Origin of the sequence: Pantoea sp. AS-PWVM4 (assembly GCF_000468095.1) — a bacterium.
GTDB lineage: Bacteria > Pseudomonadota > Gammaproteobacteria > Enterobacterales > Enterobacteriaceae > Pantoea > Pantoea phytobeneficialis.
Window position 1 is genome coordinate 105,465 of the sequence record NZ_ASZC01000007.1, and the last position, 19,111, is coordinate 124,575.

Annotated in this window: 14 protein-coding genes; 9 read left to right on the plus strand and 5 right to left on the minus strand. The window is 47.4% G+C overall.

Annotated elements, in window-relative coordinates:
* The first annotated feature begins 323 nt into the window (after positions 1–323).
* The 4 genes from L579_RS08910 to L579_RS08925 all read left to right on the plus strand — a co-directional run bounded on the left by L579_RS08910 (position 324) and on the right by L579_RS08925 (position 5,296).
* Positions 324–2,531, plus strand: a complete 2,208-nt coding sequence (locus L579_RS08910; protein ID WP_036626024.1) for a TonB-dependent receptor — start codon at positions 324–326, stop codon at positions 2,529–2,531.
* A gap of 41 nt (positions 2,532–2,572) precedes the next feature.
* Positions 2,573–3,577, plus strand: a complete 1,005-nt coding sequence (locus L579_RS08915) for an ABC transporter substrate-binding protein (protein WP_021183922.1) — start codon at positions 2,573–2,575, stop codon at positions 3,575–3,577.
* A 284-nt stretch (positions 3,578–3,861) separates the two neighbouring features.
* A complete protein-coding gene (locus tag L579_RS08920) occupies positions 3,862–4,392 on the plus strand; it encodes a polyketide cyclase (protein WP_036626223.1) in 531 nt (176 codons plus the stop codon).
* 13 nt (positions 4,393–4,405) lie between these two features.
* The gene (locus tag L579_RS08925) at positions 4,406–5,296 is read left to right on the plus strand and encodes an NAD(P)-dependent oxidoreductase (RefSeq protein WP_255341960.1); all 891 of its coding nucleotides are present in this window, start codon (positions 4,406–4,408) and stop codon (positions 5,294–5,296) included.
* Between the two features lie 184 nt (positions 5,297–5,480).
* Here the strand turns inward: L579_RS08925 and L579_RS08930 are convergent, their stop codons facing one another.
* The 3 genes from L579_RS08930 to L579_RS08940 are packed head-to-tail and all read right to left on the minus strand — an operon-like array spanning position 5,481 to position 9,003.
* Positions 5,481–6,830 carry a cytochrome c gene (locus L579_RS08930; protein WP_021183925.1) on the minus strand — a complete coding sequence of 450 codons (1,350 nt, stop codon included), beginning with the start codon at positions 6,828–6,830 and terminating at the stop codon, positions 5,481–5,483.
* Between the two features lie 12 nt (positions 6,831–6,842).
* Positions 6,843–8,447 carry a GMC family oxidoreductase gene (locus L579_RS08935; RefSeq protein WP_021183926.1) on the minus strand — a complete coding sequence of 535 codons (1,605 nt, stop codon included), beginning with the start codon at positions 8,445–8,447 and terminating at the stop codon, positions 6,843–6,845.
* Positions 8,448–8,487: 40 nt separating this feature from the next.
* On the minus strand, positions 8,488–9,003 hold the full coding sequence (locus L579_RS08940) for a sorbitol dehydrogenase family protein (protein WP_200864662.1): 516 nt from the start codon (positions 9,001–9,003) through the stop codon (positions 8,488–8,490).
* Positions 9,004–9,380: 377 nt separating this feature from the next.
* Here L579_RS08940 and L579_RS08945 point away from each other — a divergent pair, with 377 nt between their 5' ends.
* The 5 genes from L579_RS08945 (at position 9,381) to L579_RS08965 (ending at position 16,849) form a co-directional block, all read left to right on the plus strand.
* Complete coding sequence (locus tag L579_RS08945; protein ID WP_021183928.1) at positions 9,381–10,280, plus strand: hypothetical protein; 900 nt, start codon at positions 9,381–9,383, stop codon at positions 10,278–10,280.
* Positions 10,281–10,611: 331 nt separating this feature from the next.
* The gene (locus L579_RS08950; protein WP_036626028.1) at positions 10,612–11,133 is read left to right on the plus strand and encodes a hypothetical protein; all 522 of its coding nucleotides are present in this window, start codon (positions 10,612–10,614) and stop codon (positions 11,131–11,133) included.
* A gap of 1,004 nt (positions 11,134–12,137) precedes the next feature.
* Positions 12,138–13,430 carry an esterase gene (locus L579_RS08955; protein WP_021183929.1) on the plus strand — a complete coding sequence of 431 codons (1,293 nt, stop codon included), beginning with the start codon at positions 12,138–12,140 and terminating at the stop codon, positions 13,428–13,430.
* A gap of 162 nt (positions 13,431–13,592) precedes the next feature.
* On the plus strand, positions 13,593–15,611 hold the full coding sequence (locus L579_RS08960) for a TonB-dependent receptor domain-containing protein (protein ID WP_036626031.1): 2,019 nt from the start codon (positions 13,593–13,595) through the stop codon (positions 15,609–15,611).
* 92 nt (positions 15,612–15,703) lie between these two features.
* Entirely contained in the window at positions 15,704–16,849 is a 1,146-nt protein-coding gene (locus L579_RS08965; protein ID WP_021183931.1) for a YncE family protein, read from the plus strand.
* On the opposite strand, the gene L579_RS08970 is transcribed toward L579_RS08965, so the two are convergent.
* Together L579_RS08970 and L579_RS08975 are read right to left on the minus strand one after the other, a co-directional pair.
* Positions 16,846–18,189: an ATP-binding protein gene (locus L579_RS08970; protein ID WP_021183932.1), complete on the minus strand. Its 1,344-nt coding sequence runs from the start codon at positions 18,187–18,189 to the stop codon at positions 16,846–16,848. The two genes, L579_RS08965 and L579_RS08970, sit on opposite strands and share 4 nt — an antisense overlap.
* Complete coding sequence (locus L579_RS08975) at positions 18,189–18,908, minus strand: response regulator transcription factor (RefSeq protein ID WP_036626033.1); 720 nt, start codon at positions 18,906–18,908, stop codon at positions 18,189–18,191. The genes L579_RS08970 and L579_RS08975 overlap by 1 nt, the downstream gene beginning before the upstream one ends.
* Positions 18,909–19,111: the final 203 nt, after the last annotated feature.

The window sequence follows — 19,111 nt, forward strand, 5'->3', positions numbered from 1 at the left end:
TGTGTTTTATGTGATTTATATCACTCCATTGGTCTTCCTGGAGTTTAATTATTATCGCCCCATCAATGCAACTTTCTTAACTCATTGATTTGTATTTTTATTTTCGCGAATGAAAGAAAATATAATGATATGCAACCATCTAAGTTTACGCCCGGAATCATATAGTAAATACATATAAACGTCCTGTTTAGATCTTGTTATTTACTGTGAGTGATTACTCCTGTTGCATTTTTTCAATGTTTTTAATAATTGCTAATCATTAATTGCAGATGTATTCTCCTTGCTCCTTTTTCGTAATATAAATAACTATATAACGCAATGATATGAACAAGAGATTAATCGCGATACTACTCGCCGGTTTGCCTGGGATGGTCGGTGCAGCAGTAACGAATGAGCCTGTTGCGACAAAAGATAAAAGCACGTCGGCAAAAGAACCCACCCATGATGAGCAGATGGTGGTTAACGCAGTGCCCTCGGGGGACATTTATTCAGACAGTCAGGGTGGGGCAGGGTTTACCACGCCGGATGTCAACCTGGGTCCCATTGGCAACAAGTCATGGACTGAAACGCCGTACTCGACCACGACCGTTACTCACCAGATGATTGATAATCAGCAGGCGAAAAGCGTCAGCGAATTATTGAAATATTCACCCAGTACGCAGATGCAGGCACGCGGTGGCATGGACGTTGGGCGGCCACAAAGCCGGGGGATGCAGGGTAGCGTGGTGGCAAACAGCCGTCTTGATGGTCTCAATATCGTTTCAACCACCGCATTTCCGGTAGAGATGTTAGAGCGACTTGATGTACTGAACAGTTTGACGGGGGCACTTTATGGCCCCGCCAGCCCGGCGGGTCAGTTTAATTTTGTTGCCAAACGTCCCACTGAACAACCCCTGCATCGGGTTACTTTGGGGTATCAAAGCCGCAATGCTTACAGTGGTCACGTCGACCTGGGGGGGCATTTTGGCGATGACGATAAGTTTGGCTACCGGGTGAATCTTCTTAATGAAGAGGGTGAGGGTAACGTGAAGGACAGCACGTTACGCCGCAAACTGGTCGCAGTCGCGTTTGACTGGAATATCCGACCGGGGACGCAGTTGCAACTTGATGCCAGCCATTATGAATTTATACAAAAAGGTTATGTTGGTGGCTTCAGCTATGGTGAGAGCATAAATCTGCCGAAAGCACCTAATCCGAATAATAAAAACTATACGTTGCCGACGTCAGGTAATGACCTGACCACTGACACCATCAGCACCCACCTGATTCATTACCTGAACAGTAACTGGTCAGTGAATGCCGGGGTTGGCTTCCAGCAGGCTGACCGGGCAATGCGCACCGTATCTAACACGATTACCGATAATTCGGGGACACTCAGTCGCTCCCTTTCTGATTCTGCGGCAGCGGGGCGATTCAGAGTATTAAGCAATACGCTGACGCTGAACGGACACGTCGATACGGGCAGTATCGGTCATGACCTGGCCTTCTCCACGGGAGGATATGTATGGTCTATCTGGACCGCTAAAGGCAGTACCCAACGTTATAGTCTGGGAACGACTAACTATTATGATCCGTCGGCTATGCAGGAACCGGGTGATGGCAAAATTATCACTGATGGTGCGCGTTATAAATCGAGTGTGACCACGCAACAAAATATCACCGTTGGCGATACCGTCACCTTCAATCCACAGTGGTCAGCGATGTTCTATCTCAGCCAGAGTTGGCTGGAGACCAGCAACTACAGTAATGCGGGCCAGAAAACCGGGGTGGTTAGCCAGGATGGCTTAAGCCCGAATGTCGCGTTGATGTATTCGATCACCCCAGCCTTGATGGCATATATCAGCTATGCCGACTCGCTTGAACAGGGTGGCACGGCGGCAACAGGTGAAGGCATTAAAAATGAGGGGCAGACACTCGACCCTTACCGCAGCGAGCAATATGAAATTGGGCTGAAAGCGCAGGTTCAGGGGTTGAATCTGGGTGCCGCGCTGTTTCGCCTGAAACGTCCCTTTGCTTACGTTGACCCTTCTGACATGGTTTACAAAGAGCAGGGTGATCAACTCAATAAAGGACTCGAACTCACCGCCAGCGGAAATGTGTTTGACGGGCTGAATATCTATAGCGGCGTCACTTTCCTTGATCCGAAATTGAAAAACACCGTTTCGGAAGACACCAGTAATAAACGGGTGGTCGGCGTGCCGAAAGTTCAGGGGAATGTGCTGGTGGAATACAACCTGCCTTCCATGCCAGAACTGGTATACAGCGCCAATGTGCATTATACCGGCAAGCGTGCAGGTAATGATCTGAATACCACATGGGCAGACAGTTATACCACCCTGGATCTCGGTACCCGCTACACCACGATGGTTGGAAATATCCCCACCACACTGCGCGTTGCAGTAAATAACGTGACGAATGAACACTACTGGGCGTCTATTTTCCCGGGTGATACCGACGGGAGTGGCAGCTCGGCAAGTGCCTTTGTCGGCAACGGCCGTGAAGTTCGCGCTTCAGTCACTTTCGATTTCTAATATTTGGAGCGGTGTCTCCCGCCAGGAGGCACCGGGATTTTATGGAAAACTTTATTCGTCGATTAACGACGGTTTTATTCGCCGCCCTGTTAGCCTGGCCGTTGTATGGTAATGCTGCAAATGAGACGCACAGCGATATTCGTGTCGCGTCTCCCTGGCCTGCACAAAATACCATTATTGCCATGCTGGGTTATGGACCCAATATTGTTGGCACCTCAGAAATTGCCAAACGCATTCCTTTGTTTCGCCAGATCTATCCAGGCATCGAAAAAGTACCGGTCATTGGTGTGAACAGTGCGCATGAAATCAATCCTGAGCAGGTTATCGCACTCAATGCTCAGCTACTGATCATTCCCACCAATATGCATTTGTCACAACCCGAACTGTTATCTCAGGCCGGTGTTAAGACGCTGGAGCTGAAAGCGAATTCTATGGATGCCTTGCGTGAGCGGGTATCACTGACGGCGCAGGCACTGGGGCCATCGGCACAGGTTATTAACGATCGTTATCAGCACTATTTTGACCGCAATATCGCGCTGATAAAGCAACGACTGAAAGGGCTGCCGGAAAGTGAACAGGTAACACTTTATCACAGCATGGGAAGCCCACTAACGACCAGTGGTCGTCCTTCTCTCAACCAGGACTGGATGGATTTAGCTGGCGCGCGCAACGTGGCAGAACATTGGTTTGGCGTAAAACGGAACAACATGGGTGAAGTCCCGCTGGAGAAAGTCATCGCCAGTAATCCTGAGGCAATTGTTGCCATGAACAGACGCGATGCCGATGAAATCATGCATTCTCCCGCGTGGCAGGCTGTGTCTGCGGTAAAACAGCACCGGGTGTATGTCAATCCACAGGGGATGTTCTGGTGGTGCAGGGAAACCAGTGAAGAGGCAATACAGATCTTATGGCTGGCGAAAACCCTTTACCCGACGCGATTTGCTGATATCGATATGGCTAAGGAAACGCATGATTTTTATAGCCAATTCTTTGGTGTAGACCTGTCATCGCAGCAGGTTGAAGACATCCTTAATCCTGAGTCATGAAATGAGTTGTATCTGTCAGGGTCGGATTTTCAGTACGGCTGAGCTCGACCCTGTGATGAAGGTGTTGCCAGATCATAACCATCCGCTGATTTTTGATATCATAGAAGTTGATATCAAAAATCATAAATCATAATTTTCTTTATTTCTTAAGTGCTGCCACCATTGATTCATCGACACACTGACTGGATTAAGAAATGAAAAAAACACTACTGGCTGCCCTCCTGAGTTCTGCTTCACTTTTCGCCGTGGGAAGTCATGCCGCACAGCAACAGGTATCTCCGCAGATGCAGACTGAGGGATACGGCCCTGTCATTGTATGGCCCAAAAAGTTTACCCCGGGCACCACAGATAACTATGTTTCTAATGAAGTGGTCGTTAAGGGACTCACTATCAATGATGTCTGGCCTTTGCTCACTCATGCGTCTGAATGGCCGACCTACTACAAAAACGCAGCAAACATCATTTTTCATAAGAAAGGTGAAACAGAACTACATATGGGAACCCGTTTTAAATTCACCACATTTGGTTTCCCGGTTGAGTCTGAGGTCACTGAGTTTCAGCCATCCGTTAATGGTGGGCCAGCACGCATCGCCTGGCATGGCTGGGTAGAAGGTGATGCCCAGCATCATCTCGATGTTCATCACGCCTGGTTACTGGAGAATCTTCCGGGGGGGCGCCTGCGCATCCTGACAGAAGAAAGCCAGATTGGTGTTCCTGCTCAACAACTGCACAACACATTACCTAATCCTATGCTCAACGCTCACCAACTTTGGCTGACAGGTCTGGTCCAGGCTGCGGAACAAGCCAAACAGTAATTATCTGGCCTGAGTGGCCGTCTGGAAAAAACAGGAACTGACAATGGCAAATATCACCGTTATCGGGTTGGGCGCGATGGGAAGCCGTATGGCGTCTAATCTGCTGAAAGCCGGGCATGTGTTGACTGTCTGGAACCGCACGCCGGCGGCTGTTAAGGAACTGGCTTCTGCCGGGGCTATCATCGGCAAAACGCCGCGTGAAGCAGTAGCCAGTGCTGATGTGGTTTTATCAATGGTGCGCGATGATGATGCCTCACATGAGGTCTGGCTTGATGCCGAGCACGGTGCGCTTGCCGGTATGCAACCGCATTCAATTGCTATAGAGAGCAGTACTCTCACGCCGGGCTGGATTAAGACGCTTGCCGCAGAAATGGCTGCGCACACCAGGCACTTCGTTGAAGCACCGGTATCAGGCTCACGGCCTCAGGCTGAAGCAGGAACCCTGGTCTGGTTTGCTGGCGGAGAACAGGATGTGATCAAAAAAATCCAGCCTGTGCTTCTCCAGATGGGGTCTGTGGTTTACCACACCGGTGCGCACGGTTCAGCGGCACTGACCAAACTGGCCACCAATGCCCTGATGGGCGTTCAGGTCACCGCAATTGCTGAGATCATTGGCATCCTTAATCAGGAGGGGGCTGATGTGGCCCGCGTACTGAATGCGGTTTCCGGCACGTCATGCTGGAGTCCGCTGGCTGGCGGTATTTCCGGGTTAATGATGAGCGAAAATTATACCCCGCAGTTCCCCTCAGAATTGATTGAAAAAGACTTCGGATACATTTTGCAGTCCACTGCATCTGGTCAGGATGCCCCGACACTGAATGGTGCGCGCGCGGTATTCCAGCGAGCTATTGACGCCGGACAGGGCGCGGACAATATGTCAGGTGTGGTAAGGCTGTTTCGCTGAAAGAGGAAGAGGCTTTGCGCAATAATTTCGCGGTCACTATCGCGGTAGGTCAGCCTACACTTCACGGCGGTAAAATCTGCGGGTGACTTCATCCGTAAATGCTCATTTACTCATTTGAGTAAACTCAGTAGGTAGTTATCAGAACACATCAGGCGATGGCAGATACCATCGCCTGATATTTACCCTACTTTCGTTGTCGTCTGCGTACGAAAAACAGAAGAATCGCCAGGACAATAACACCACCAGCGACCATACCGCCTTTCGCCACGGCTAATAGCGGCGAAGGTTTGCCGCCTGCTCTTAACTCTTTCACGCGCTCGGGTGTGGTCTGAACACGGGCATCGCCAAAATTATCGAACAGATAGTTAACCAACGTGGCAACCTGTTGGTCGTTCATATGCCGGGAGAAAGCTGGCATCGCTTGTCCGTGGTCGGGTACCAGACCATCCAGCACTGCCATGACAGCGTTATCCGCCACCGGGCGTCGAAGTGCCGCGTTGCCAGCCAGGGCAGGGAGTCCGTTACGTCCTTCTCCCGACAGCTGATGGCAACTGGCGCAGTGGCTGTTATACAGGTTTGCGCCTTCGGAAGCATTGCCCGATAACAGGTCCAGCTCATTCACCTGCTTTGCCGGGGTTATCTGCGTTTGCGTTGCCGTTGGATTGATTTGCTGTGCGGGTACATCGCGCAAATATGCGGTAATGGCTTTGATATCGCTGGGCGTCAGGTGACTGAAGCTTTTGTTGATGGCTTCCAGCATCGGGCCACCTGCCTGCGATCCTTCCCCTGAATTACCGGTAGTGAGATAAGCAGACAATGCCTGATTTGACCAACTACCAATACCTGCATGGACATCCGAGGTAATGTTAGGTGCAAACCAGGTACCGAGAGATGCACCGGCCAGCGCCTTACCCGACTCTTCAGCCATCAGGGCGTTGCGTGGTGTATGGCAAGTGGAGCAATGGGCTAACCCCTCAACCAGATACGCGCCCCGATTCCATTCAGCCGATTTGCTGTTATCCGGCGTAAACGGTTTATCGTCTGCAAACAACAAATTCCATCCTGCCATCGACAGGCGAATATTGAAGGGGAAGGGCAGATCGGTTTGCGGCCCTTTGTCATCGACGGGTTGGACACCCTGCATGAAATACGCGTACAGCGCCTTCATATCCTCATCAGTAACCTTCGAGTACGAGGTGTAAGGCATGGCTGGATAGAGGTTTGCGCCATCTTTGCGTACCCCATGACGTACCGCTTTTTCAAAATCAGTCAGGCTGTAATCACCGATACCTGCTGTTTTCGACGGTGTGATGTTGGTGCTGTAGATACTACCGAGCGGCGTCTGGAGTGATAATCCACCGGCAAAGGGTTTGCCACCCGGCGCAGTATGACAGGCACCACAATCTCCTGCGGTGGCCAGATACTGCCCTTTGGCGATAAGTGCAGCGGATGCCGACTCATCAGCCTTAGCTGCTGCACTCAAGGAGAGTGCCAGCGCCACGCCTGTCAGACTTAAAGAAAGCGTCTTTTTCATTTACGGCTCTCCTTAAATTTTGCCAAGAATGGCGTCGGCAGTACGTAATCCGAGCGCGCAAGCGGTGAGGGTTGAGTTTGCGGTAGCAACGGTTGGCATGACACCCGTCGATACCATGTAGAGATTGTCGTATTCCCAGGCTTTGCCATGATGGTCAGTGACTGAGGTCTTTTCATCAAAACCCATCGCCAGCGTGCCGGTAATGTGTTGGTTATTGCTATACACGCCCGGCGTGGAGTAACGCACATTGGTGGCACCCAGCATTTTGGCAATATCGGCGTACACCGCTAAGGAGTGCTGCATCCCTTTTTCAACGTAACTGTCGAATGAATAGGAGAATGCCGGGGTGGGTAAACCCAACGCATCCTTTTTCGTGGTACTCAGCATGGTACGGTTGTTAGGATCGGGCAATTGTTCTAACACGTTCTTAAAACTCAGTTCATGGGAGGCGCGAAACCGGATAGCGTCATCCAGTGCCTGACCGGTAAGACCTTCTTTAATTGCACCCGCAGTGACGCCGGCGACCCGCGATGAGTTGGAAATATCAATACGAAACGCGGCGGATTCAGAACGGAAAGCACCATCACGCAACTGCTGGATAGAAGAGGGACTCATGGGGCCGCGTCCGGGCCAGAGGGGTTCATCAGCGAAAAAGGTGACGGAGTTTGATGGATGGTCCATCAAATTACGTCCCAGTTGGTCATAGTTATTGCACAGACCATGAGGGTTTTTCGCATCGGCAGACATGAACAATATTTTGGGTGTTTCAACCGCATTTGCCGCCAGTACGACGATCTCCGCTTCTACCCGGTGAGATTGTTTGTTCCAGTCGTAATAGTGAACGGCCGTGATCTTACCTTTCCCGTCCTGCTCCAGTTTGTAAACCACCGCCTGTGGCAGCAGTTTGACACCCGCTTTTTCAGCGGCATCCGCCGCAATGCCACCGTGATATTGCGCATCAATCGGACAGATTGGCATGCAGTTATTGTTACCACAGCATTGAGGACGACCATCATAAGGCAGTGAGTTACGCCCGGTGGTATTCGTCAGCACTTCATATTTCGGTGCCAGGCGGTCGGTAATTCGCTGCTCAAGCCACGATTTGGTGACGGGAGGCATCGGAAATGGCTGTTTTCTGGGTGAATATTTCGCCATTTCTGGCGGGCCTGATACGCCCCAGAGGAGTTCGGCCTCGTAATAATACGGTTCGAGATCGTCATAACTGATCGGCCAGTCGCGTCCAACGCCATACTGAGTTTTCAGGCGAAAATCAGCCGGCACCAATCGCCATGCCTGGGCTGCCCAGTGCCAGCTGGTCCCACCGACAACGCGCAGATATTCGGGTTTATAGTCCTTTGGACCCGTCTGGTCGAGATAACCGTTATCTTCAGGTTTGTAATCCGGAAACGGGGCGATTTTTGAATTTGGGTAGGGAGCGATGAAATCGTCCTTACGGGCAGAATGACGGAAATTGCTGACAATGGTGTCTCGTTCAATACGCGGGCCAGCCTCCAGCATCAGAACCTGGCGTCCCGCCAGCGCCAGCTTACGGGCGGTTAATGCGCCCACGACCCCGGAACCGATAACGACAATATCAGTAGTAATAGTTTCAGACATATTAGTTACTTAATCTCAATGGATAGATTGAACCCAGGGGTTAGAGCGGCTTTGCAGCCCAACTGCCATAAGCGCCGTAAGCGTAGGTCGGTGGTTTGAGCTTGTCGGCCACAACCTGATTCGCGAGCGCTTCGATATAAGCCACGCAAATGGCGTTGTCTCCTTTGCCGACGACCCCGAGATACCAACCAGTCAAAATGTCGGTAGGGAGGTGGGCTAAATCGGCTACTGAGGGATCGGCTGCCAGCTTGCTGCTCATTTCATTGGCGCTCACTGCGTGTTGGTCAATCCACTGCTGAAGTCTGGACGTTTTACTGCTGAAACTGCTGTCAATTCTGGAGAATGCGGCAAGAAGGACCCTGGTAAAGTTTTCCGGTAATTGTGATTTACCGGTTAGCAGGGTGGATAATTTTGTGAAACTACTGTCTTCGGGGGCGCTGGCATAGGAAGGGAATGCGGGAATAACCGTCAGTGCAGCCAGTGCACCCATTCCCTGCAACAAACGCCTGCGCGAAACACGACTTGATTGCTCAACCATAAATAAATGACCTGCCATGTGTGATTCTATTGTTATGACTGAATGCTGCCAGCCACAGGCGTGGTGACATAAATTCAATCTCTCAATAATTATAGGGATATAAAAACTTAACCTGTATCACAAAACTGACGGTAAAATTTCACAAATTACATTTAATGTGATCTTTTCTTAAGGAGGTGTAACATTTTGTGTGTTGTGCGGCTTATGTTGTCAGCACATCTATGTATTACGCTTCTTCACTTCCCTGCTGCCAGATTTAGCAAGAGCGGTGAGCCTGCAAGCCAGTTGTGTCAGAATTACCTCTACGTTGCCGGTTACTGATTCCGCAGTGAGTTTTTCACCGAGTGGGGTACAACGGCGTTCGAACATTTCAGTATAAATTGAGTGGGGGTTTCATGAGTACAGGCAGTCTTTTCCTGCTACAGCCGCTTTCAGGCGACATCATTGAATTTAATCCTGAAACCGGGGAACGCACTTCAGTTGTTTCCGGCTTAGGATCCCATCCCGATGGCATTGCCATAGATGTTATAAATAAGCGGATTTATTGGACAAATATGGGGGAGCACAAAGAGCCTGATACGTTGGAATTTTTCCAGGCCGATGGCAGTGTTGAAACCGCGAACCTGGACGGTTCTGGCCGTAAGCGCCTGGTTGAAAATGGGGTGTTTGTTACGGGTAAGCAGCTTCTCCACGACAGCGATAATGGTCATCTTTACTGGTGCGATCGAGAAGGAATGCGCGTTCTTCGCTCAAATGATGATGGCTCAAATCTGACGGTACTGATTCAGACGGGGCTGTTTCCCAAAGATGCCAGAGACTATACGCGGCATTGTGTTGGGATCGCGATTGATCTGAAAAATGATTTTATCTACTGGACCCAGAAAGGACCGTCAAAAGGTGGGAAGGGGCGCATTATGCGTGCATCACTCGCTCTCCCTGAAGGAAAAACGGCATCAACACGGCAGGATATTAAGCCTGTAATGGAAAACTTACCGGAACCGATAGATCTGGAGTTCGATTTCCACAATAACCTGATGTACTGGACAGACAGGGGAGACAAGCTGCAAGGGGGAAACACGTTAAACTGTGCTTCGGTGCAAAACGGCGAATTTACCGATCATCGTATCCTTGCTACGGGTTTGGACGAAGGTATCGGATTAGCCATAGATCATCCTCGTGGAGTGATTTGGATTACTGACCTGGGCGGTAATTTATGGCAGTACAAACTGAACTCAGATGAGCCACTCCAGCGTATCGCCAGCTTCGAACCACTGACAGGTATCGCTCTCGGTTGAATGGCGTCTGTTCTGGCACGACTCCCGGCAGGAGCATTAAATAACGCCAATGGCGATTAACCTGTGCTTACGGTCGTGCCGGAATAAGGTGGAGTTGACAGGCATGATTTGGGTAAAGGCACGCTTAAATGTTTACGTAAAAAGAGCTTTGGCGGACACAGAAAATTCATTGATTCAAAGGGTACTGAAGTGAGTTAGTATATAAAAATAAGGACAGTTAGAACTGCCCTTATTTATATCCTCAGCCGTGCCTCCCTAATATTAGTGCTTTATTCGCATAAAAATTCGAGACAGAACCACGGCCTATGGTTAAAATGGATGCGCTTACAATATGTTAAAGCAAACTTTTATCGGGATGATAACCTGGCAGGATATAAAAATGAGAACCGCTTCCATTCTTTTAGCTTCAGCTTTGCTATGCATTTCATCTACACAAGCACATGCAGAGACCGGCTCCAGGCTTCCAATGAATCAAGTTTATCGGGGAACAATCCACCTCCCGGATTTCAACGGAAGAGACAGTCAATACGCCAGATTTAAGACAAAAATTACCAACGAAATGAAGACTGGACCAAATTTTGCGGGCCACTATGCCATAGTGACTGTCGGGTGCGGCACCAGTTGCAACTTTTCATTTGTGGGGGACGTAGCGACAGGGCAGGTCTTCAGTTTTCCTTATGGTGGGGAAGAATACTATATGCTTCAGTTACGGTACGGGGTTAAAGATAACTCTGTGTCGGTAAAATGGGTAGAAAACGAAGTATGTAATTCTGACTACATAACCTGGAATGGTAATGAGTTTACTACAACTGGCAAAACTGTCCTCGGTGCAAGAGAGAAGTGTGACTATTAACACCTTCTGATGACTCATATATTGTTCTGTTAAAAACGCCCAGCTTTGATAGCAATGCGGATAAAACTATGCAAAGCTGGCAACGTCACAGAATCTCACGCGGTTAGACAGACAAAACTTTATTCAACCTTGATTATATGCCGACAACGCTTGGTAACGTCCCAGTTAGGCTGTGGCAGTTGTGGGAATGTGCTCACAACATCTCTCGACTGAGTTTGATTGGGATGAAATAATTTTCCGATATTTCGCGTACGCGATAGTCAATAGCAAAGTAATAACGTTTCCCAGGTTGGGGAATAAACGGAATCCACTGTTCTTCGCTAACGTCCTAAAAAGGGAGTAGGGGGCTAATTGTTTTTTGACCGTGTAGATCTGTTCAATCGCGATGAGTTTTCCCGGCGGAATTTATTTTTTCTTTATTACAGCGAGTCTATGGCCCACTGGCGGTACTGTGCATGACGCTAATGAACAAGAAGCGACGCAGCGCACCGCCAGTGGTGGATTCGTATAGTCCCGGTTACTTGCAAAAGGATAAAAGTTCAACCGTTCCCTCTGATTGAGAAAAGACAAATTTTTTACATTGCCTTGTAGAACCCGAGTAATCCAGCAGCGCAATTAACACCAGATAAAATTAAGGAATTCGTTGCATTGTTTCATTTGTGAAACATATTCCTTTAAAGGTTTGCAAATTAAGTCACAATATTTTTGTTATTTAAGTATGGCCACATAAATTATCTTTTCGTTGAAAAATCACTCAAATATCATTATCTTGCGATAATATTGTATAGTGATAATGATTTTCATAAGCAATTGCATGTCTGTTCATATCTGCTATCTTAGCCGCGAATAAGAAGGGATGGTCAATGGCACCATAACTCCAAATATTATCCTGCATGGAGAGTAATTCTACTTTCGGGTCTTTGAGTATCGGCTTCTTATCTTCTGCTTATCTAAATAAATTCCTGATAATTAGTGCGGTTTATAACTTCTAATATGGACATGGTATGAATCAGACAAAAGTACGTGGCATTGTTTTGCGTTCTCTTGCGGTTATGATCTCGGCAGTTTTGTGCCATCAGGCGTTTGCTGACTTGCCTCAGCCAGCTAATGATCCTCATGCTCAGGTTCATGATGGGGGTAAAGGCGGGCAACATAAATGGGTTCAACCGCCTCAGCCTTTTAAGGTCTTACCTGATAATAAAGTGGTTTTTAGCATTCGTGCGCCGGAAGCTTCTAAAGTAGAAGTGCAGGGTGGCTGGCCTGGTGGAGCGAAAGGGGATAGTCGGGTTGCTATGACTAAAGGCGCTGATGGCGTGTGGACCACCACTGTGGGGCCTCTGGCTTCCGATATCTGGAATTACCAGTTTATCGTTGATGGTGTTAAAGCGATGCCTGAGTTTGGCCGTAAGTCTCCTCGAACCGGGCTGGCAAACAATGAATTTGCTATTCCTGGTGCAAAAGCTGACGACTTCGTGGCAAATTCCGCTTCTAAAGGCAGTGTTACTTACACGTCTGTGCCGTATATGGACAGTCAGAAGCGTTTTACCATCTATACCCCACCAGGCTATTTCAATTCATCAGAGCGCTACCCGGTTTTATATCTCACGTTAGGCGGCGCACATGATGGTTCTCGGGCGAATGAAGACTCTTTCATCTTCAACTTGCTTGATAACATGATTGCAGATAAACGTATCCAACCGATGATTGTGGTTGTTCTCGACCCGGATGCGCCAGGAGGAAGTTCGCTGGGGAACTCCAGTTTCCATGGTGGAGGAAACCAGACATCTGAAAAATATGTAGAAGCATCTCAGGCGATTGTAGATAACATCGTCCCCTTCGTGGATAAATCATTCCGTACATTGGCGGACCGAGAGCATCGTGCAATCGGCGGTTTCTCCTCTCCTGGTGCACAAGGCTTTATGGCTGGAGCACGTAATCCGAATGTATTTGCCTCGATTGGTACTTTCAGCGGCGGCTTCCCGACCTGGCCGGGTGTAGGTGTGCAGATTGAAAGCAAGCTGCATTATGACCATTACACTGGGCCTGATCTGAACCGCGTACCTGACATGAAAAAGTTAGGAGCATATATTCCTGAACTGAATTCAGACGCAAATATGAAGTTGGTCTTTATGAGTGTTGGAAGCGATGAACCTCTGATCCAAACTTTCGAACTGATGAAAACGTTTCTGAGTGAGCGTGGAATTAAATATCAGGCCATCGTTGAACCGGGTGAGATTCATGATGGGCGTAATATCCGTGTTTCACTGCGTAACTTCCTTCCATTGTTGTTCAAGTAATTGGTTGTGTTTCGTCATTCAAAATAAAAATCAATAAAATTTGAGCCTGCTTTGCAGGCTCTCATAATAAATGACCGTATTGATACCATTCGCATTTAATTGCGTTATTTGGTTGCACGCCCGTGTTCTGAATATGTTCAATTAAACGACGAGAAAAAAGAAATGTCTATCAAGTATGCACAGGGATTGCCGCGGCTCTCTTCATTATCTCTTGCAGTAACATTGTCCATTTTGACGATGAATAATGTCCATGCCGATGATTTTTCATATGATTCAACTGCTAATAACCTTAATGGTAAAGACCAGAACACAATGGTCGTGACGGCATCTGGATTCGATGAGGATGTGACCAAAGCTGCCGCCTCTGTCACCGTCATTAGCAATAAAACCATACATTCCAAGCCATATTATACGGTGCTGGATGTGCTGAGAGACGTCCCAGGGGTTTTTGTAACAGGAAGCGTCGGCTCTGAAGAAATAACCATGCGTGGCATGGCAAGCGATTACACCTTGATTCTGGTTGATGGAAAAAAGGTTGATATGCGAGAAACCGTCGATGAAACAACGACAACGGGATATCAATTTTTGCCGGGTATCGAAGCCATTGATCATATTGAGGTGATCCGTGGCCCTGCATCTTCCCTTTATGGTTCCGATGCAATAGGTGGTGTTATCAATATCATCACTAAAAAAGCGAACAGAAAAGAATGGCACGGTTCGATTACCGCAGGAACAACTATCCAGGAACACAGCCGCTCTGGTGACATTAATCAAACCAGCGCCCATTTAGCAGGTCCATTGATTGAAGATACGCTGAGTATGAAAGTCGATGGCACTTTTCAGCAGAGAAATGAAGATGACTATGATGGTGGGGCAGCAAAACGTAAACTTCTGAATGGAGGGGTGGGATTTACCTGGACGCCAAATCTCGACAATATTTTTGACTTTGATGTGACCCGAGCTTTACAGGAAACACTGGCCACACCGAAAACTTCTGGTGGTACGACTAACCATACCTACACTCGAACAAACTATACGCTGAGCCATAAAGGGTATTATGGAATCCTTGAGACTAATTCTTATGCTCAAATTCAGGACTCAACCAATTCCAGCAGTAGCATCACTGGCAGAAACACCACGTTAAACACGCTTGAGAAACTTTATCTTGGGGACAATCATACGTTTTCATTTGGGGGTTCATTCCTGAACGAGACCATCCATGATGCCAACAATGTGCTTAAAGTTGAGAGTGGTGATCCAACTTCAAAACTGGACCGTAATAGCTGGGCGCTGACTGCTGAGGACCGATGGAATGTAGTTGACCCATTTGATGTGATCCCGTCACTTCGTCTGGATGAAAATGAAAAATACGGTTCACACGTTACACCAAAACTTTATGGCGTATGGACTATCGCCCCGCAATGGACGTTAAAGGGCGGTATATCTGGTGGTTATAAAAACCCCACTTTACGCCAGTCAGCGTCAAACTGGGCTGACTCTGCCGGTTCCGGTCAACGAGATGGGGTAAGTATTGGTAATCCTGATCTTAAGCCGGAAACCAGTACTAACTATGAGCTGGGAATTAACTGGGACAGCGGCAGAGTGAAAGTCGGCGTCACCGGATTCTACAGTAAGTTCAGAAACAAAATTGAACTTGAAACGCTATGCACCGGAGATGCCGGAACTTATACCTGCGATTATAATGGCGAAAAATATGACTTTGTCTCGTCTTACTATAATGTGAGTAAGGCAATGATGCGTGGGGTTGAATCCACATTTGCATGGGATATTCTGTCTAATCTGCATCTAAATACTTCTTACACCTATACTGAAACCAAGCAGGAGTCGGGAGAGTTTGCAGGCCAGCCGCTTAATCAGCAACCTAAGCATCTGGTAAGTGCACGTCTGGATTATGACTTCTCACAGAATATCAGTCCGTGGTTGCGTGTTTATTATCGTGGCAAAACGTCTGAGCACTATGCAGGGAATTCCAGGTCAACTGAAACAGCAGGATTCTATTCCTACACCGTTGTTGATTTAGGGGTTAATTTCCAACTTACACCGAAGATTAAGTTAAATACCAGCGTTTCAAACCTGTTTGATAAATACATAGATAGTGATACCTATGGCGATAATCAGGATGGAAGACGTTACAACGTTAGCCTGACCTACAATTTCTGATTCTACAGCAGGGCGTATCAGGTATCTAATACGCCTGAATCAGAAAAGAGTCTCCCGGTTAATAACTAAGATGAAAAATTAAGGACTTAATGATGGTGAAGTTGAAAAAAGGGCACTATACCTTAAAAACACTATTTGCCGTATTATTGGCGAGTATGGCAACTCCGGGTTTTGCAGACATCCAGGTGTCAAGAAAACCGGTTGATGTAGGTGCATATGAAATGGTCTACAACAATGATCATCAATCCATTTTGGTTGCCACCACTCAGGACAGAAATGTTGAAGGGGGGCTGGTATATGAACTTGATGCCAAAACACTGAATGTGATTCACACGATCGAAACAGGTAAAAAGCCTTTTGGCGCAGCAATAAACAATAAAACGCACACCGCATATTTTGGTGGAAGTATAGATGGATGTCTTATCGCTGTTGATATTGATACAGGAAAGGTCAAAGGTATTGTTAGCCTGGTACCGCAGATGCAAAGAGCAGAAACGAAAGGTAAACCCACAGAGCCGCGTCGTCAGAATGCGCAAGCTCGTGGAACGAAACCTGCGGGTGAGATGAAGATTCACGACGATAACCGGCCACCTGCACCGCGAGAGCTGGCGGTGGATGAACAAACCAATACCGTTTATGTCAGTGGTGTTAACCGCAAAGATAGTGTGCTATGGGTGGTTGATGGTGGCAGTTTAGTGGTGAAACAGACACTGCACGGATTGGGTAAACTCAACACCGGATTGGCAATAGATAATGATAATCACCGCCTTTATACCAGTAACGGTGATGGAGAGTTCATCACAATCGACAGCCAGAACAATAGCATCCTCTCCAGAACGAAAATTGTCGCAGATGACCAGGAACATTTGCTGATGAATATTTCTCTCGATAAGAAAGGGCATCGCGCATTTGTGTCAGATAATAAAGCAGCCGAGATTTTGGTTGTGGACACGACCAATGGTAAAGTTATTCATCGGATCAATGTACCTGAGTCTATCGGTGTTCTTTTCAATTCACAGCGTAATGAGATCTTCGCAGCCCACCGTAACGATGGGACTGTCAGCATAATTGATGGCAGAAACTATGAGGTGCTGTCAACTTTACGGCTTCCAGCACACCCTAATAGTTTTGCATTATCAACATCAGGTGATGCACTCTATGTAAGTGTCAAGCAGGACTCTGCTCATGATAAACCTACTATTCTACCTGATGATGTTGTGCGTATTGCCCTGAACTAAGATGATGCGTGCCCGTATTCCGTACGGGCATGCAATGATTTAGGGAGGGTTACACGCGCGTTAAGTCCGTGAGGGTTACGGTTCATCAATTCGAATACACCGCCATGCAATTGAACAATTTCATTGACGATTGAAAGACCTAATCCGGCATTTCCTTTTCGCTCATTTCTTGCCGAATTGAGATGAAAGAATGGTTCTTTGACTTTCTCTAGCATGTCGGGAGGGATGCCTGGGCCGTTATCCATGATCTCAATAATGATTTGATCACCGGCCTGCCTGGTATAAATCGCTATTTGGTCTGCGTGTGCTGCTGCATTTTCAATAAGGTTGACGATAGCCCGTTGAATAGCTTCTGGTTTGCAAAATAATTCCAGGGTTGATGTACCAATGTATTGTATGCATGTTCCGCCATCTTCATATTCATCGCAAAGGGTTGTCAGTAAGGCATCCAAATCCAGCCGTTCTGGTTTTTCTCCATCCGAACCCGTGCGAATGAAAGAAAGAGCCGCCCCGATCAGTTTGGTCATCAGATCTATGTCCTTGATGAGTTTTTCTTTTGCAATTTCCGGTGGCCAGGTATCGATACCAAGTCGCATTCGGGTGAGGGGAGTACGCAGATCATGACTGATAGCTGCCAGCATATGGCTACGGCTTTGCATGTAACTTGAGATGCGCTCCTGCATGAGATTGAAAGTGTGGGCGACTCTGCGAATTTCGAGAGGGCCTTCCTCTTTCACCGGTATAACCGTCATATCGCGACTGAATGCGTCTGCTTTTATTGAGAGTTCGCGCAGTGGGCTAATAATTCGGCCAATTGCCCAAATTGACATAACCGCAATTCCCGTCAGAAGAAACAATATTGCGCAGAAGGTTGGAAAGGTAAATCGCGTAGGTTCTCTGCCAATGTTATCCACCATCACTTCAAGATAACCATTACCCATATTTATGATGACCTGTATATCCTGGCGGGGGTTCTGAGAGTTACAGGAAAAAACGTCAATATGGTTTCCCCCTTTTAATTCACTGGCTAGTGATCTTGCCAGATCCCAGGTATTGAATGTCTGAGTTGTGCAACTTACAGGTTGTTGTGTTACCCAACGCATTTTCATCCCATCGGCTCGTTGTGCTGCCTGCAATATTGCATTCTGCTGTGCAGGCTCAACTTCACGCAATATATTAACAATACTACTAATACGATATGTTGTTTGCCATGGCCAGGGAGGGCCGGGTGGCCCTTTCGGGATGAATAGCAGTGTGCATAAAACCATAAAGGTAATGACAGTCGAGCATGAAATAATAATCAGAATATGGCCTAACGTAGTGGAAAAGAATTTTTTCATCACAGCGTATTAACTTCTGGTCTGAACATATAGCCACCATTTCTGAATGTCTGGATTAACTCATCTTTTACCTGGTCATCAGCAAGTTTTTTTCTTAAACGGCTAATCAGAATGTCGATGGTACGTGTTGATGGTGAACAGTCATCCGCCCGAGTTAACTCCAGCAGATTTTCGCGAGAAAGCAATTTGTTGACGTTCTGACACAACACGACCAATAAGTTTGTTTCGTTCGCGGTCAAGGATTTGCGGAGTCCCCCAGGACCGCGAAGATAGCGTCTCAAGGGGTAAAAGGTGTATGCAGAAAACTGAAATGTCATTTCTGTTGTTAATTTTGGTTGAGAGACATCATGAGAAGTCGATCGGCGTAATACGGAACGAATCCTGGCGAGGAGAACATGTAAATCAAAGGGTTTAGTAACGTAGTCGTCTGCGCCAAGTTCCAGACCAAGAATATTGTCAGCAGGATCTTCCAGAGCCGTTAGCATGATGACAGCTGGACCTCCTTCGGTGCGGACTTTACGGAAGAATTCAAAGCCGTTCTCTCCAGGTAACATCAGGTCAAGTAGAATCAAGTCAGTGCTATTTTTCTTCATCCACTCATGCCCAACTTCAGCTGAAGGACATGTTTCCACATGATAGCCCTGCGTTTTGAGAAACGAAGCAAGTGATTGGTTTATATCAATATCATCTTCGATTATTAGGATTTTTGTCTCGTTCATGTGTGTATTCAGCAATCTCAGGCATGAGCAATATTTTATCATTAATTGATAATAATAGTCATTATCAATTAACGAATCTGTATCTGTGAGATTGAGAGAAAAGAAAGGGCTTAAATATCTGAACTGGCAAAAGTCGATAGTTGTCGTTGGAGCTAAAATAAACATACCGGGATTCGCAGTATGCCGGTGCGGTTTATAACACG